Origin of the sequence: Caulobacter vibrioides (assembly GCF_002858865.1) — a bacterium.
GTDB lineage: Bacteria > Pseudomonadota > Alphaproteobacteria > Caulobacterales > Caulobacteraceae > Caulobacter > Caulobacter vibrioides.
The window spans coordinates 47389-64130 of record NZ_PJRR01000013.1 but is presented as its reverse complement, the minus strand read 5'-3'; the positions used below and the strand labels follow the sequence as shown (position 1 = coordinate 64130).

The window sequence follows — 16742 nt, the reverse complement described above, 5'->3', positions numbered from 1 at the left end:
TCCCTTATCTTGTTGGTCGTTGGCATAGGCGAAGCCAGTCGCCCGGCGCAAGAAGACCAATGCGGTTTCTCGGCGCCGGCCGGCTGGCCGCCCGTGCTGTAAGTCAGATCAGAAGAAGCCGAGCGCCTTGGGGCTGTAGCTGACCAGCATGTTCTTGGTCTGCTGATAGTGGTCCAGCATCATCTTGTGGGTCTCACGCCCGACGCCCGACTGCTTGTAGCCGCCAAACGCCGCGTGGGCCGGATAGGCATGGTAGCAGTTGGTCCAGACCCGGCCGGCCTCGATGCCGCGCCCGAAGCGGTAGCAACGGTTGGCGTCGCGGCTCCAGACGCCCGCGCCCAGACCGAAGGCGGTGTCGTTGGCGATCTCCAGGGCTTCTTCCTCGGTCTTGAAGGTGGTCACCGCCAGGACCGGACCGAAGATCTCCTCCTGGAAGATCCGCATCTTGTTGTGACCTTCGAAGACCGTCGGCTCGACATAGTAGCCGTCGGCCAGCTGGCCCGGCAGGATCTTGCGCTGGCCGCCCGCCAGCAGCTTGGCGCCCTCGTTGCGGCCGATGTCCATGTAGCCGAGGATCTTGTTCAGCTGCTCTTCGGACGCCTGGGCGCCGATCATGGTGGCGGGATCGAGCGGGCTGCCCTGGACCACGGCGTTCACCCGCTTGAGGGCGCGCTCCATGAACTTCTCATAGATCGACTCCTGCACCAGCGCGCGGCTGGGACAGGTGCAGACCTCGCCCTGGTTCAGGGCGAACATGGTGAAGCCCTCCAGGGCCTTGTCGAGATAGTCGTCGTCCTCGCGCGCCACGTCGTCGAAGAAGATGTTCGGGGACTTGCCGCCCAGCTCCAGCGTGACGGGGATCAGGTTCTGGGCGGCGTACTGCATGATCAGCCGACCGGTCGAGGTCTCGCCGGTGAAGGCGATCTTGGCGATGCGCGGGCTGGAGGCCAGCGGTTTGCCGGCCTCGAGGCCGAAGCCGTTGACGATGTTGAGCACGCCGGCGGGCAGCAGGTCGCCGATCATCTCGGCCCAGACCATGATCGAGGCCGGGGTCTGCTCGGCGGGTTTCAGCACCACGCAGTTGCCGGCGGCCAGGGCCGGGGCCAGCTTCCAGCAGGCCATCAGCAGCGGGAAATTCCATGGGATGATCTGACCCACCACGCCCAACGGCTCGTGGAAGTGATAGGCGATGGTGTCGTGGTCGATCTCGGAGATCGAGCCTTCCTGGCTGCGCAGGCAGCCGGCGAAGTAGCGGAAGTGGTCGATGGCCAGGGGAATGTCGGCGGCCAGGGTCTCGCGGATCGGTTTACCGTTGTCCCAGGTCTCGGCGGTGGCCAGGGTCGCGAGGTTCTCCTCCATGCGGTCGGCGATGCGCAGCAGGATGCGCGAGCGGTCGGCGGCGCTGGTCCTGGCCCAGCCGGCCTTGGCGGCGTGGGCGGCGTCGAGCGCGCGCTCGATGTCGATCGCCTGCGAACGCGCGATCTCGCAGATCTTGCGGCCGTGGATCGGCGAGCTGTTGTCGAAGTAGCGGCCGTCGGCCGGGGCGACCCACTGGCCGCCGATGAAGTTGTCGTAGCGGGCCTTGAACGGCGGGCGCGACAGGGACTCGATGAATTCGGGCTTGGTCATGGTTTCCTCCAGCGCCGTCGAGGCGTCTTGGAGGCGAGCTTGGCGTGAACAGCGCGGCGTGGCGCCACCTCGACGATCGAGCCGGCGCCGTGTGTCTCAGAACTGAGACAGGTTCAGTGGAATTCGCGTCCGCGCGCCAGATCCAGCCGCTTGAGCTTGCGGTTCAGGGTGGCGCGAGACAGGCCAAGCAAGCCGGCGGCGGCCGAGACATTGCCGCCGGCCTGGGTGAGGGCGCGGCGGACGGCGGCGCGTTCGGCCTCGTCGAGATCGGCCGAACGATCCGGCGAGGGCAGGCCGCGTTTCAGGGTCTCGTCGGTCAGCTTCAGGGCGAGGCGGGCGGCGCGGGTGGCGCCGATCACCACGTCGTCGGCGTCGACCGCCAGCATCGGGACCGACGCGCGGTCGGCGGCGGTGTCGGGCAACAGCACAATGCGCGCGCCGGGGAAGGCCTCGCGGAAGGCGCGCGCCTCAATACGCCGCGCGGCGTCAGTGACCGCGCGTTCGACCAGCCCCGTCAGGCCGTCCAGACCGGGGCGACACGAGGATACATCCAGCGCGCCGGCGATGCGGCCGTTCGGATCGAACAGCGGCGCCACGGTGCAGGACAGGCCAATGTTGCGCGTGTGGAAGTGCTGGTCGCGATGGATGGTCAGCACGCGTTGCTCGGCGAGGCAGGTGCCGATGCCGTTCGTGCCCTCGCGCGCCTCGCTCCACACCGCGCCGTTCCAGAGGCCCCAGCGCCGGAACACCGGATCGTCCGCCGAGACGCCCCGCCGGTCGACCGGCACGCCGTCGGCGTTGGTCAGCAACACGCAACAACCGCCGTCGCCGACGGCCTTGGAACAGGGCGTCGAGATTGTCCTGGGCGGCGGCCAGCAGGGGGCCCATCTGCTCCTGCGCCGCCTTCAGCTCGGCGCCGGACAGGGTTTCAGGCGGCTTGCGGTTTTCGGGGTCCAGCTGATGCAGGGTCAGGCTGCGACGCCATGAGGCGGCCAGCGGCGTGGCCGCGCCGTCGCGCAGCACCGACAGAACCCTCTCGGCATGGCCTGGTTCGGCCATCGCGTTTCCTCCGCGTCAGGCTTTCCCGACTTGGACGTCAGCATGACGTAGCGGGAAGGGGCCGCGCAAGTCCGGCGTTCTACGGACGGCTCAATTCGGGGGGCGATCGAACGGAGCGCGCGGCGGACGGCGCACGCACTTTGGACTGCCAAGCGGGCGGGTTTGGGCTTAAAGCCTTACGGTGTTTCGAGAAGGAGCGTCGCATGCTGCTGGCCCTGTCCACCTGGTCCGAGATCGAAGAGCGCCTCAAGTCCAGCACAAGCGTGGTGGTGCCGATCGGGTCGAACGAGCAGCATGGGCCGACGGGCCTCCTGGGCACCGACTGGCTGTGCCCCGAGATCATCGCCCACGAGGCCAGCAAGCGTGCGAGCGACAAGGTGCTGGTGGCCCCGACCTTCAATATCGGCATGGCCCAGCATCACCTGGCGTTTCCGGGGACGATCTTCCTGCGGCCCTCCACCTTCATAGCCGCGATCGGCGACTGGGTGCGGTCGCTGGGCGCCCACGGCTTTACCCGCATCTATTTCCTGAACGGTCACGGCGGCAACGTGGCCTCGATCGAGGCGGCGTTTTCGGAGATCTATGCCGACTACAGCTTCCGCCAGCAGCGCGCGCCGTTCGCTTTGAAGCTGAAGAACTGGTGGGACCTCGCCGGCGTCAACGCCCTGGCCAATCGCCAGTTTCCAACCGGCCATGGCAGCCACGCCACCCCGTCCGAGATCGCGGTGACCCAATGGGCCTATCCGGAAACGATCAAGACGGCGGCCTATTCGCCCCCTATCGCGCCCACGGGGCCGATCCGCGAGGCGCTGGACTTCCGCGCCCGCTACGCCGACGGGCGCATGGGCTCGGATCCTGCCCAGGCCACGCCGGAGAAGGGCGGCGAGCTGGTGAGTATGGCGGCCAACGCCCTGATCGAGGATCTGGCGGCGTTCGCGGCGGAGCGGGCGCCCGCCTAGTTCTTACAAATCCAAAAATAGCGCGTCATCCCGGCCGCAGCGAAGGGGAGAGCCGGGACCTAGGGGTGACGAAACGCAATGCGCGCCGCCCCTGGGTCCCGGATAGCCTCTGCGAGGCTTCCGGGATGACGGTGAGATTTTGCCTTTGGGGGTTGGCGGCCCCTCAGGCCTCCACCACCCGCCGCGCCAGCGCCGGCTGGCCGTGGCGGGCGGCCATGATCTCGCCGATCACCGCCACCGCCACCTCGAACGGGGCCTTGCCGCCCAGATCAAGGCCGATCGGAGCGCGCAGCTTGCCCAGCTCCCGTTCGCCCAGCCCCGCCGCCTTCAGCCGCGCGATCCGCTCGGGCAGGCGTCGCCGCGCGCCCAGCAGGCCGACATAGGGCGCCGGCGAGGGCAGGGCGGTCATCAGGGCGGTGTGATCCTGCTCCAGGTCATGGCCGCACACCGCCACGGATGTCCAGGCGTCCAGACCGATGGAGCCCAGGGCCTCGTCCAGCGGCTCGCGGCGGTACGCCACCCCCGCGAGCGGTGGCGCTTCAGCCGGACCCTTGGGGCGCAGCAGGAAGGTCTCATGGCCGGACTGGGCGGCCAGACTGGCGATCGCCAGCGCCGTCGGGTCACCACCGATCACCACCACGCGCGGGGTTGGGTCATAGGCCCGCTCAAAGGCGCCGGCCCAGGGAACCTCCGGCGTCTCGGCGCACACCCGACGCGTCCCGTCGCTGACCCAGAAGGCCGGCAGGCGGGCGGCGGCCAGATCGAGCAGAGCCCGGGCGGCTTGATCGTCGGGGGCGATCCGCTCGACCAGAATTTCGATACGTGCGCCGCACAGCAGACGGATGTCCGGCCAGGGACTGCCCTCGCCATAGACCAGCCGGCGCGAAACCCCGTCTCCGAGGCAGGCGCGGGCGTGGACCTCGACATCCGCCTCAATGCAGCCGCCGGACAGAAACCCGGAAACAATTTTTTCGCCGAAGACCATCTGGGCGCCGACCGGGCGCGGGCCGCCGCCGCCCAGCGCAACGATCGTCGCCAGGGCCGCAGGGCCTCTGGAAAGCGCCTGGGCCAAGGCCGGGCGGGCGTCGTCAGCTAGGCCGTGCATCGGCCAGGCGGCGTCTTCTGAGTCAAAGGTCATCGGCGTGACTTTAACCCCTCGGCAAGGTTCCAGAAACCGGATGTTCAAACCTTGGCGCGTAGCCTCCCGGTCTGTTGGTGAGTTTCGCGCACGGATGGCGATGTCCATTTCGGTCTCAAAACTGGGTCTGGCGGCCGCTCAATTCGGCCTCGACGGTGGGAGTTCGTCCGCGCCGCGCGGTCGCACGCCCGAAGCCGAAGCGCGCGATATCCTGAACATCGCCGCCCGCGCCAAGCTGTCGGTGCTGGACGCCTCTGGTCTGTTCGGCCGCGCCGAGACCGTGTTGGGCGACCTCATTCCGCGCCCCGTTCCCTTCCGCGTCACGATCTCGACCGCCCGCGCCGACCGTGGCCCCGACTTTGTCGAGGCCGAGGCCCGCGCCGCCCTGCGCCGAATCGGCGTCGAGCGCGCCGACGCCATCGTCGTTCATTCGCCCGCCGAGCTGTTCGGCCCGCATGGCGCGGCGCTCTGGGAGCGTTTGCAGCGCCTGAAGGACCAGGGCCTGTTCGCCAAGATCGGCGTCTCGGCCCATGCCTCCGACGATCCGGTGGGCGTGGCCCGGCGCTTCAAGCCCGACATCCTGCAGGCCCCGGCCTCGCTGCTCGATCAGCGCCTGCTGGCCGATGGCTCGCTGCAGCGTATCGCCGGCATGGGGATCGAGGTGCACCTGCGCTCAATCTTCCTGAACGGCCTTCTGTTCCTGCCGCCCGATCGCGTGCCCGCCCAGCTGAAGGGCGCCTCGGGCCGCCTGTCGCGCGTGCGCCGGATGATCGCCGAGGGTCGCTCTGACCCGCTGCAAGCGGCGCTGGGCTTTGCCCTGTCGCGTCCCGAGGGGTCGGCCGTGCTGGTCGGCGTCAACTCGGCCGCCGAGCTGTCGGCGGTGGTGGCGGCGGCTTCGAGCCCGCCCCCGGATCTCGACTGGGATGACATGGCGATCGACGATCCGGTCGCGCTCGATCCGCGACGTTGGGTCGCCTAACGCCCTCCCCGAATCACCCTCGACAATAGGCTGCATGGGACGGCGCGCGCCGAGGCGCGGCGCTGTTCAGCGCGCGTTAAGCGTGCCTGTTAAGCTTACATAAGTTTCTGATTCATCGAGGTTTTATTCTTCTGGCCTAGGTTGGTTCCAACCTTCGGAGACGCGTCATGATCCTCGCCGTCCTGCAAGCCCGCATGGGCTCGTCCCGCCTGCCGGGCAAGTCGATGGCCACCCTTCAGGGGGAGCCGATGATCGTGCGCCAGCTCGAGCGCCTGCGCGGCGCGCGCTGTCTCTCCAAGATCATTGTGGCCACCAGCCAGGACCCCGCCGATGACGCCCTGGCCGGCTTTCTCGTCTCGCGCGGCAACACTGTTCATCGCGGGGCCGGCGCTGACATTCTGGCGCGCATCGCCCGCTGCGCCGACGCGATCAGCGCCGTAAGCCATGTCGTCCGCCTGAAGGGCGACGCACCGTTCATGGATCCTGGCGTGGTCGACGACGCCGTCCGCATGGCCCTGGCCAGCGGCGCCGACTACACGTCCAACCGCGTCCACCGCACCTATCCGGCCGGCCTCGAGGTCGAGGTCATCAAGGCGGGCGTTCTGCGCCAGGCCGCCGCCGAGGAGCGCGACCCGACCGCGCGCATCTCGCCCACCGCTGCCATTCGCAACCAGCCAGAGCGTTGGCGCCAGGCCCATCTGCGCGCCGCCCGCGACTGCTCGCGGCTGGACTGGCGGGTCAAGACGGCGGCCGATCTGGCCTTCGCGCGCTCGGTCTATGACGCGCTGCATCCCGGAGACCCCGATTTCCGCATGGGCGATGTGCTCGATCTCCTCGAGAACCGTCAGGACATCGCCCGCTTCGCCGCCTGAGTTTTCGTAAGCGTCTGTGTTCCTCTCCCAAAAAACTCAAAGGGCGCCGCGCGAAACCCGCTCGGCGCCCTTCTTCTATCCGAGGATCGGAGGTTCCTACTTCCAGGCGCCGTAGGGATCGATCGAGGTCTTGCCCAGCGCCTCGGCCACGGCCGGATGGGTCAGTTCGCCTTTCAGGACGTTGAGGCCCCGGGCCAGGTGGGCGTTGGCCTTCAGGGCGTCGAGACCCTTGTCGGCCAGGGCCAGGCCGAAGGGCAGGGTGGCGTTGCCCAGCGCTTCGGACGAGGTGCGCGGCGCCGCGCCCGGCATGTTGGCCACGCAGTAGTGGACGACGCCGTCGACCGTGTAGGTCGGCTGGGCGTGGGTGGTCGGCTTGCTGGTCTCAAAGCAGCCGCCCTGGTCGATCGAGACGTCGACCAGCACCGAGCCCGGCTTCATCTGCTTGAGGTGCTCGCGACGCACCAGCTTGGGCGCGGCCGCACCGGCGGTCAGCACCGCGCCGATGACGACGTCGGCCTTGAGGATCTCTTCCTCCACCGCCCCGAAGGTCGAGTAGCGGGTCAGAATCCGGCCCTGGTAGAGATCGTCCAGTTCGCGCATGCGCGGGATCGAGCGTTCCAGCACCACGACCTCGGCGCCCAGGCCCGCGGCCATCCGCGCGGCGTTGCTGCCGACCACGCCGCCGCCCAGCACGGCGACGCGGGCCGGGGGCACGCCGGGCACGCCGCTGAGCAGCAGGCCCATGCCGCCATTGTGCTTGAGCAACGTCTCGGCCGCCGAGAACACGGCGATGCGGCCGGCCACTTCCGACATCGGGGCCAGCAGCGGCAGGCCGCCCTTGGCGTCGGTCACGGTTTCATAGGCAATGGCCGCGCAGCCGCTCTTGAGCAGGCCTTCGGTCTGGGCCGGATCGGGCGCCAGGTGCAGATAGGTGAAGAGGATGTGGCGCGGCTCGAGCTTTTCCCACTCGACCTTCTGCGGCTCCTTGACCTTCACGATCATGTCCGCGCCGGCGAACACCGCGTCGGCGTCGGCGACGATGCTCGCGCCCGCCTTGACGTAGACGTCGTCGGCATAGCCGGCGCCGAGGCCCGCGCCCGCCTGGACGATGACGGTGTGGCCGTGGCCGACATATTCACGGACGGCGGTGGGGGTAAGTCCGACCCGGTGTTCGCCCGGTTTGATCTCGGAAGGGACGCCAACGCGCATGATGTTTCCTCCAAAAGCGCTTTGAGATCGATCATGCGCCTCTTTCCTTGCAGTTTTCATGGCGTTTTCGGCCTCGAGACATCGGTTGATGCAGGAATCCTGCGTGTTATGGTACTGAGATGAAGAAAGCCGCTGTGGAACTGGACAGTTTCGACCGGAAGCTCCTCACCGCGCTGCAGCGGCGGGGCCGCGCCAGCTATGTCGAGCTGGGCGAGGCGGTCAGCCTGTCGGAGTCGGCCTGTCTGCGTCGCGTCCGGGCGCTTGAGGAGCAGGGCGTCATCAGCCGCTACGCCGCCGTGATCGACGAACGGGCCGTGGGCCTGCCGCTCAGCGTGTTCGTCACCGTGACCTTGTCGTCCCAGGCTGAGAGCGCGCTCAGCGCCTTCGAGAAGGCCATCGCCACTGTGCGCGAGGTGGCCGAGTGCTACCTGATGACCGGCGGCTCGGACTATCTGCTGCGGCTGGTGGTGCGCGATGTCGACGACCTGGAGCGCGTCCACGCTCAGGAACTGACGCGGATCCCCGGCGTGGTGCGGGTCAGTTCCAGCATCGCCATGCGCACCGTGGTCAAACGTGTCGAATTGCCGCTGTAGGGATCGATTAACCTTGTCTTGAGCCGTCGGGCCTTAAGCTTCTCTCGACTTTCAATCGCGTCGGGGGACGAGATGGTTTCGAGACGGCTCCTCTTGGGGGCGCTGGCCGGCATGGCCGCGCCGGCTCTGGCCTTCGCCGAGGGCGAGGGGCATTCGCCCAACCTGCTGACCAAGAAGGGGCGCCGCACCGCCAGCGCCCTCAAGCACCAGGCCGGCGACAAGGCCGCGCTCGACAAGGCCATGGCCAGCGTCAAGCCGATGGAACCCGATCCCGCCCACGCACCGGAAGCCCATGCGCCGCCGCAGGAGGTCTCGCCCGACGAAGCCTTGGGCCGCCTCAAGCACGGCAACGGCATCTTCGCCCGCGGCGGGGCCAATCTGATGCTGCCCAGCCTGGCGCGGATCAACGAGCTGTCGAAGGGTCAGAAGCCGTTCGCGATCATCGTCGGCTGCTCCGACAGCCGCGTGCCGCCCGAGCTGGTCTTCAACTGCAATCTTGGCGAGCTGTTCGTGGTCCGCGTCGCCGGTTCCACCGTCAGCCGCGAAGGGCTGGGTTCGATCATCTATGCGGTCGAGCACCTGGGCGCTCCGTTGATCGTGGTGCTGGGTCACACCAAGTGCGGCGCGGTCGGCGCCGCCGTCGACGTCGCCACCAAGTCCGCGCACCTGCACGGGGCTCTGCACGAGATGGTGCTGCCGATCCTGCCGGCCGTCACGGCGGCCGAGGCCAAGCATCCCGCTGACCTGCAGGACGCCGCCATCCGCCAGAATGTCCGCGACGTCGCCGCCCGGCTCAAGGTCGCCGACGGCGTGCTGGCCGAGAAGCTGGGAGAGGGACGCCTGAAGGTCGTCTCGGCCTGCTACGACCTGGCCAGCGGCCTCGTGGCCTTCGACGCCTGACATCGTCATCTTGGCGCCGTTGACCCCTGTCGCCGCTTAGGCTCAAGTCCCCTCGGGGCTGAGCCGAAGGGGAATGACGATGTCGACGGACGAGACGCCGCCGGAAGGTGGCCGCGACTTCCGCGCGGCTCTGAAGGCTCGCTGGGACACCGCGCGCGACACGGTCGCCAAGCGCTGGCCGGACGCCTTGAAAGGCCCCGTCGCCCTGGCCCTGGCCGGGGCGCTGGTCGTCGGCTTCGGCGGCGGTTTCGCGGTCGGCAAGGGCGGACATTTCTTCGGTGGCGGCAAGCCGGCCGGCGCGGAGTCGGTCAAGGGCGAGGCGTGGTCGCTGTTTGGCAAGCCGCGCTCGGCCAACGCCCCCCGCCGCGGAATCCCCAAACCCGAAGACTTCGCGGTCTGGCAGACCCGCGTCGACAGCAGCGGGCCTGACCCGCTGGCCTGTATCCGCATGAGCCGGGATCTTGATCCCTCCAAGGCCTATGCCGACTTCGTGCTGGTTTCGCCCGATCTTGGCCGCCAGCCGTCGGTCCGGGTGAAGGGCGACGAGCTGTGCCTGGGCGGGATCGGCTTTACCGACCATCGCATCACCCTGCTCAAGGGCCTGCCCGCCAAGGGCGGCGAGACCCTGGGCGCCAATGCCGATGTCGACTTCACCTTCGGCGAAAAGCCGCCCTATGTCGGCTTCGCCGGCGATGGCGTGATCCTGCCGCGTGAAGAGTCCGACGGCGTCGCCATCGAGACGATCAACGTCCAGGCCCTGGCCATCGAGGTCTGGCGCGTGCCGGACCGCAACCTGGTCCGCAAGTCGATCAGCGCGCCCGAACCCACCGGCGAGGGCGACTGGGCCGGCGACTATGGCGAGGATTCCGTCGGCGATGACGGCCGCCAGGTCTGGAAGGGCACGGTTCAGGTCACCGGCGGCGCGACCGGCCAGAAGGCGACTACCGTCTTCCCGCTGGGCGCGGTGCTCAAGGACATGAAGGCCGGGGCCTTTGTCATCAAGGCGCGTGACGCCTCGGGCGGCCGCGAGGCCGAGGACGGCGACAACAATCCCGCCCAGGCGCGCCGCTGGATCGTGTTCACCGACATGGCCATGCTGGCCTATGACGGCTCCGAAAGTCTGGACGTGGTCGTCCGCTCGCTGAAGAGCGCCAAGACGATCTCGGGCGTACGCGTGGCCCTCGTGGCCGCCGACGGCGAATCCCTGGCCGAAGCCCAGAGCGACGCCGACGGCCGCGTGCGGTTCTTGCGTCCCTTGCTCAAGGGCCAGGGCGCCGAGCGCGCCAAGATGGTCATGGCCTATGGCGCGCAAGGCGACCTGGCGGTGCTGGATCTGGACCGTTCGCCGGTGGACCTGTCCAAGCAGGGCGTGGGCGGTCGCACCGAGGGCGGGGTCGACGGTCGCAGCGTGGCGGCCGACATCGACGGCTATCTCTACGCCGACCGGGGCATCTATCGTCCGGGCGAGACGGTCCACCTGACGGCGATGATCCGGGACCGGATGGCCAAGGCCGTCAACGACCGCAAGGGCGAGATCATCGTCAAGCGCCCCTCGGGCGTCGAGTTCCGCCGCTATCAATTCAGCCAGGCCAACGCCGGCGTGGCCCTGGCCGACATCGTTCTGCCGCGCTCTGCGCCGCGCGGGCGCTGGACGGCGGAGTTGCGTATCGAGGGCATCGAGGAGGCGACGGGGAGCTTGAGCTTCTCGGTCGAGGACTTCGCGCCCCAGCGCCTGGCCGTCACCGCCACGGGCCAGGAGTCCGTGCCGATGGGCGCGGGCGACACGCGCAAGGTCGATATCTCGGCGCGGTTCCTCTATGGCGCACCGGGCGCGGGCCTGCAGACTCAAGGCGAGGCGCGCCTGCGCGCCGACACCGACCCGTTCCCGGCCTTCAAGGGCTTTGAATGGGGCGACCAGGGCAAGCCGTTCGAGGAGAAGTATCTCGACCTTGGCGCGACGGTGACCGACGGCGAGGGCCGCGCGATCCTGTCGGTGGGAACCGGCGAGGTCGGCGACACCGCCCAGCCGCTGGTGGCCTCGGTGACGGCCTCGGTGTTCGAGCCCGGCGGTCGTCCGGTCCGCGAGGGGCTGGAGCTGAAGGTCCGACCCAAGGCGGTCTATTACGGCGTCAAGGTCGAGCAGGGCGAGGCGGGCCAGGGCGATCCGCCCGTCAGCCTGGACCTCATCGCGGTCAACGCTGCGGGCCAGCGCATCGGCGCGACGGCGACCTACACCCTGGTGGCCGAGCGCTGGGACTATGACTGGTTCCAACAGAACGGCCGCTGGCAGTGGCGGCGCAGCAGCCGCGACGCGATCGTGGCCAAGGCTCAGGTCAATATCGGCGCGGGCCAGCCGGCCAGGATCAACCGTCGCCTGGGCTGGGGCGACTATCGCCTCGAGGTCGAAGGGGCTGATGGCGCGCGCACCGTGACCCGCTTCTCGGCGGGCTGGGGCGCGCCGGCCCGTGAGGGCGAGGCGCCGGACGTCGTCCGCGTCACCGCCGGAACCAAGGCCTATGCGCAGGGCGACACCGTCGAGATCACCCTGAAGCCGCCCTATGCCGGCGAGGCCCAGATCGCGGTCGCCACCGATCGCCTGATCGACCTGAAGACCGTCAGCGTCGGCGAGAACGGGACGACCGTACGCCTGAAGACCTCGGCCGCCTGGGGCGGCGGGGCCTATGTGATGGTCAGCGTCATCCAGCCGCGCGACCCGGTCGCCTCGCCCAAGCCGCGTCGGGCGCTGGGCCTGGTTTATGTCCCGATCGACCCCAAGGGCCGCAAGCTGACGGTCGATCTGGGCACGCCCAGCAAGATCGACAGCAAGGCGCCGGTCGAGATCCCGGTGAAGGTGTCGGGCATGGGCCTTGGCCAGAAGGCGCGCATCACCATCGCGGCGGTGGACGAGGGCATTCTGCGCCTGACCCACCAGGAAAGCCCCGATCCGGTGAAGTGGTACTTCGGCAAGCGGGCCCTGACCCTCAACTACCGCGACGACTACGGTCGCCTGCTCGACCCGAACATGGGCGCGCCGGCCAATGTCAATTTCGGCGGCGACGAGATCGGCGGCGAGGGTCTGACGACCACGCCGATCAAGACGGTGGCCCTGTGGTCGGGCGTGGTGGAGACGGGCTTTGACGGCAAGGCGGTGGTCAAGCTGCCGGCCGCCGATTTCAACGGCGAACTGCGCATCCAGGCCGTGGCCTGGACCGACACCGCCGTCGGCTCGGCCTCCAAGCCCCTGACCGTGCGCCAGCCGGTGGTGGCGGACCTCAACCTGCCGCGCTTCCTGGCGCCGGGCGATCAGGCCTACGCCACGCTGGAGCTGCACAATGTCGAGGGCAAGCCGGGCGCCTATACGGCCGAGGCCTTCTCGGTGGGCGGGCTGAAGGTCGCCTTCAAGAAGGTGTTCCAGCTGATCCTGGGCCAGCGCGTCGCCGAGAAGATCCCGTTCCTGGCCCCCGACGTCACCGGCGTGGGCAAGATCGGCTTCAAGGTCGCGGGCCCGGGCTTTGCGACCCAGAAGGACTATCCGATCCAGACGCGTCTGGGCTGGGGCGACATCGTGCGCACCACCACCGAGCCGCAGAAGCCGGGTGAAGCCTTCACGCCCTCGTACCCGTTGCTGGCGGGTCTGGCGGCGGGCGATGTGACCATGCAGGTCAGCTACTCGCCGATCCGGGGCTTTGACCCCTCGGCGATCGCGGTGGCGCTGCAGCGCTATCCGTACGGCTGCACCGAGCAACTGGTCTCTACGGCCTATCCGCTGCTGTACGCCCAGACCTTCTCGAACGATCCCAAGCTCAAGCGCACGCCGGCCGCCCTTGCGGGCGCGGTGGGCAAGCTCCTGGACCGCCAGACGCTGGACGGCGCCTTTGGCCTGTGGCGGGTGGGCGACGGCGAGGCCGACCCTTGGCTGGGCGCCTATGTCGTCGACTTCCTGCTGGAGGCCAAGGCGCAGGGCGTGGCCGTGCCCGACGCGGCCATCGACAAGGCCGTGAACGCCATGCGCCAGGTCAGCCGTCCCGACGGCTGGGCCTCGGTCGCCTACCGCATGGAGTATCCGGGCTGGTGGGCCAGCAACGAGGACGCCTCCAAGGAGGCGACCGAGCGCATGCGTCGCCGCGCCAGCGCCTACGCCCTCTATGTGATGGCCAAGGCCGGCAAGGGCGACCTGGCGCGCCTGCGCTGGTGGCACGACGTGCAGATGAAGGACGAGGACCAGCCGATCGCCAAGGCCTATGTCGCTGCGGGTCTGGCCCGGATGGGCGACAACGCCCGCGCCCGCTCGGCCATGCGCCAGGCGGTCGGGTCGCTGGGCTACCGCGACGAGATGGACTGGTACCAGTCCATTCTGCGCGACACCGCCGTGCTGACGGCGCTGGCCGCCGAGTCCGGCATGATGGACGTGGCGCGCCAGATGCAGGGGCGCCTGGAGAACTCGGTCAAGGATCCTGACGCCCTCAACACCCAGGAACAGGCGGCGCTGCTGCACGCGGCCAACGCTCTGATCAAGGCCTCGGGCCCGATCTCGATCCAGGCGACCGGCGCCAACCCGCTGCCGCCCGCCGGCGGCGCGCCCCGCTGGGCGGTGGGCAAGCTGGCCGACGCCCGCTTCGTCAACACCGGCAAGGGCGTGCTGTGGCGGACGGTCAGCGTGCGCGGCACGCCGGTTTCGGCTCCGCCGGCCACCGTCAGCGGCCTGTCGGTGGGCAAGCGCCTGCTGTCGATGGGCGGCGCCGCGATCGATCCGGCGACCATCCGCCAGGGTGACCGGATCATCGTTCTGGTCTCCGGCCGCTCGATGCAGGAGCGCTCGGTGGCCCTGGTGGTCGACGACGCCCTGCCCGCCGGGTTCGAGATCGAGACCACCCTGGGCGCCGACGATGCTCAGAACGGTCCGTTCAAGTTCCTGGGCGAGCTGACCGCCGCCGACGTGCAGGAAAGCCGCGACGATCGCTTCATCGCGGCTCTGGACCTGGAGGGGAACAAGCCCTTCGCCCTGGCCTATGTGGCGCGGGCGGTGACGCCGGGCTCGTTCTTCCTGCCCGGCGCCGTGGCCAAGGACATGTACCGCCCGGCGATCGTGGCGCGCTCGGACGCCTCGCGCGCGACCATCGCGCCGGGGCAGTGAGGGCCTGCGTGCGACCTGAAACACCGTGTCATCCCGGACGACCCGCAGGGTCGATCCGGGACCCAGGGGCCAAGCGCATTGCGTCGACCCCTGGGTCCCGGCTCTCCCCCCGGCTCAAGGCCGGGGTCCGGCCGGGATGACACGCTTTGAGTTTTGGGGAGATGAAGCCCGTCGCGTCCCCCGGCTGACCAAAGCCCTGATCGCCGTCCTCGCCGCCGAGGTCGTGCTGTTCACCCTCAGCGCCGCCTTCCCGCCCGACATGACCCGCGCGCGGCAGTCTTCTGCGGTGGTGCTGGACCAACGCGGCGCCTGGCTGCGGGCCCTGCCGGTCGAGGACGGGCGCTGGCGCATTCGCGCCGACCTGGAACGCACCGACGCGACCTTCCAAAAGCGCCTGATCAAGGTCGAGGACGCTCGATTCTATTGGCACCTGGGGGTTGATCCCCTGTCGTTGGTTCGGGCCGTTGGCTCGGCGGTGGTCCATGGTCGGGTGACGTCCGGCGCCTCGACCCTGACCATGCAGACCGCGCGTCTGCTGGAGCCAAGGCCCCGCACCCTGGGGGCCAAGTTGATCGAGATGGTCCGCGCGATGCAGCTGGAGTCGCGGCTGTCCAAACGCGAGATCCTGGCGCTGTACCTGACCCTGGCGCCCTATGGCGGCAATCTGGAGGGCGCGCGGGCCGCCAGCCTCAGCTATTTCGGCCATGAGCCGTCCAGCCTGACCGACGGCGAGCAGGCGCTGCTGATCGCCTTGCCGCAATCGCCCGAGGCCCGTCGCCCAGACCGCCGTCCCGAGGCGGCCAAGGCGGCGCGGCGGGCGGTGCTGGACAAGATGGTCCGGGGTGGAACGCTGAGCGCAGCCGCCGCCTACGAGGCTGAGAACGAGCCCCTGCCCAGACGCGCGGCCTTCCCGACCCTGGCCTGGCATGCGGCCGGCGAGCTGGCGCGGGCCGCGCCCAACGGCCAGGCCAGCGTGGTCTCGACCCTGGACGCCGACCTGCAGTCGCGCCTTGAGCCGATGGCCGCCGCCGTCGCCGCCGCGCAAGGTCCCGACGCCACCGCCGCGATCATCGTTGTCGAGATCCGCAACCGGGCGGTGCGGGCCTCGGTGGGTTCGGCCGGGCGCGACCGGGCCGGGGGCTGGGTCGACATGACCCGCGCCCTGCGCTCGCCGGGCTCGGCGCTCAAACCCTTCATCTACGCCATGGCCATGGATGACGGCCTCGTGGCCGCCGACACCCAGCTGACCGACAGCGCCACCCGCTTCGCCGACTATCAGCCCGAAAACTTCGACCGGGTGTTCCACGACAAGGTCACGGTGCGCGAGGCGCTGACCCATTCCCTCAACGTCCCGGCCGTCGCCACTCTGGAGAAGCTAGGGACGGAGGCCTTCGCCGGTCGCATCGAGGCGGCGGGCGCGCATCTGGCGCGGCCCAAGGCGAAGCTGAAGGAAGCGGGCCTGGCCCTGGCCCTGGGCGGCGAGGGGATCACTTGGCGCGATCTGGTCATGCTGTACGCGGCGCTGGGCGACAACGGGATCGCCAAGCCCCTGGCCTGGACGCAGGCGGACGCGGCGACCCGAGAGCGGTCGGGCGGGACGCGCCTGGTGCGGCCCGAGGCGGCGCGGCAGGTGCTGGACATCCTGCGCGAGGCCCCCTCGCCTAAGGGCCGCGCGCCGTCGGCCCTGACGCGGGGCGGGCCCTCGATGGCGTTCAAGACCGGCACTTCTTACGGGTTCCGCGATGCAGTGGCCGCCGGGGTGGTCGGCGGCTATGCGATCCTGGTCTGGACCGGCCGGGCCGACGGCGGCGCGCGCGGCGGGCTGACGGGCCGGGACGCGGCCCTGCCGCTGTTGTTCGACGTGGCCGACGCGATCGGCGCGCAAGGCTCGGCGCCGCGCCCGATCGCCCCCAAGGCCGCGCCGCTGGCGCTGCAGAAGCTGCGCGCCGCCGACGAAGGGCCGCGCCTGATCTTCCCGCCCGACGGGGCGGCGGTGCAGGTCGAGGCCCTGGGCCCCAAGGCGCGCGGCCTTGTGCTCGCGGCCGAAGGGGAGGGCCTGACCTGGTATGTGGAAGGCGCGCCGCTGGACCCTGATCCGGTCAGTGGCCGTGCGATCTGGAAGCCCGCCGCGCCGGGGTTCTACAAGCTCGTGGTGGTGGACGCGCAGGGGCGACGGGCGACGGCCAAGGTGCGGATCAAGGGCGAATAGTCCGGCCAAGTTCGTCGGTGTTCCACCCCAGTCTCTAAACCAGATAAAAAGGCTATAAATC

Annotated in this window: 10 protein-coding genes and 1 pseudogene; 7 read left to right on the top strand and 4 right to left on the bottom strand. The window is 69.5% G+C overall.

Annotated features, from left to right (window positions below):
- Positions 1 to 108: 108 nt before the first annotated feature.
- Entirely contained in the window at positions 109 to 1629 is a 1521-nt protein-coding gene (gene adh / locus CVUC_RS08450; RefSeq protein WP_096034543.1) for an aldehyde dehydrogenase, read from the bottom strand.
- Between the two features lie 113 nt (positions 1630 to 1742).
- Positions 1743 to 2688 (bottom strand): annotated as a pseudogene (locus CVUC_RS08445) (GAF domain-containing protein).
- 203 nt (positions 2689 to 2891) lie between these two features.
- Between CVUC_RS08445 and CVUC_RS08440 the strand changes: the two are divergent.
- Positions 2892 to 3647, top strand: a complete 756-nt coding sequence (locus CVUC_RS08440) for a creatininase family protein (protein WP_010921407.1) — start codon at positions 2892 to 2894, stop codon at positions 3645 to 3647.
- Between the two features lie 163 nt (positions 3648 to 3810).
- Here the strand turns inward: CVUC_RS08440 and CVUC_RS08435 are convergent, their stop codons facing one another.
- Positions 3811 to 4893 (bottom strand): XdhC family protein, encoded by a 1083-nt coding sequence (locus CVUC_RS08435; RefSeq protein WP_096034541.1) that lies wholly within the window; start codon positions 4891 to 4893, stop codon positions 3811 to 3813.
- Between CVUC_RS08435 and CVUC_RS08430 the strand changes: the two genes are divergently transcribed.
- Positions 4886 to 5764: a bifunctional regulator KidO gene (locus CVUC_RS08430; RefSeq protein ID WP_096034540.1), complete on the top strand. Its 879-nt coding sequence runs from the start codon at positions 4886 to 4888 to the stop codon at positions 5762 to 5764. The two genes, CVUC_RS08435 and CVUC_RS08430, sit on opposite strands and share 8 nt — an antisense overlap.
- A gap of 167 nt (positions 5765 to 5931) precedes the next feature.
- On the top strand, positions 5932 to 6636 hold the full coding sequence (locus tag CVUC_RS08425; RefSeq protein ID WP_010921404.1) for a glycosyltransferase family protein: 705 nt from the start codon (positions 5932 to 5934) through the stop codon (positions 6634 to 6636).
- A gap of 96 nt (positions 6637 to 6732) precedes the next feature.
- Here CVUC_RS08425 and ald read toward each other — a convergent pair whose 3' ends face one another.
- Positions 6733 to 7845 (bottom strand): alanine dehydrogenase, encoded by a 1113-nt coding sequence (gene ald, locus CVUC_RS08420; RefSeq protein ID WP_096034539.1) that lies wholly within the window; start codon positions 7843 to 7845, stop codon positions 6733 to 6735.
- Positions 7846 to 7964: 119 nt separating this feature from the next.
- Between ald and CVUC_RS08415 the strand changes: the two genes are divergently transcribed.
- The 4 genes from CVUC_RS08415 to pbpC all read left to right on the top strand — a co-directional run bounded on the left by CVUC_RS08415 (position 7965) and on the right by pbpC (position 16681).
- On the top strand, positions 7965 to 8438 hold the full coding sequence (locus tag CVUC_RS08415; RefSeq protein ID WP_010921402.1) for an Lrp/AsnC family transcriptional regulator: 474 nt from the start codon (positions 7965 to 7967) through the stop codon (positions 8436 to 8438).
- A 72-nt stretch (positions 8439 to 8510) separates the two neighbouring features.
- Positions 8511 to 9338 (top strand): carbonic anhydrase, encoded by an 828-nt coding sequence (locus tag CVUC_RS08410; RefSeq protein ID WP_096034538.1) that lies wholly within the window; start codon positions 8511 to 8513, stop codon positions 9336 to 9338.
- A 73-nt stretch (positions 9339 to 9411) separates the two neighbouring features.
- A complete protein-coding gene (locus tag CVUC_RS08405) occupies positions 9412 to 14472 on the top strand; it encodes an alpha-2-macroglobulin family protein (RefSeq protein WP_096034537.1) in 5061 nt (1686 codons plus the stop codon).
- Positions 14473 to 14497: 25 nt separating this feature from the next.
- Positions 14498 to 16681 carry a penicillin-binding protein 1C gene (gene pbpC, locus CVUC_RS08400; protein ID WP_164468244.1) on the top strand — a complete coding sequence of 728 codons (2184 nt, stop codon included), beginning with the start codon at positions 14498 to 14500 and terminating at the stop codon, positions 16679 to 16681.
- Positions 16682 to 16742: the final 61 nt, after the last annotated feature.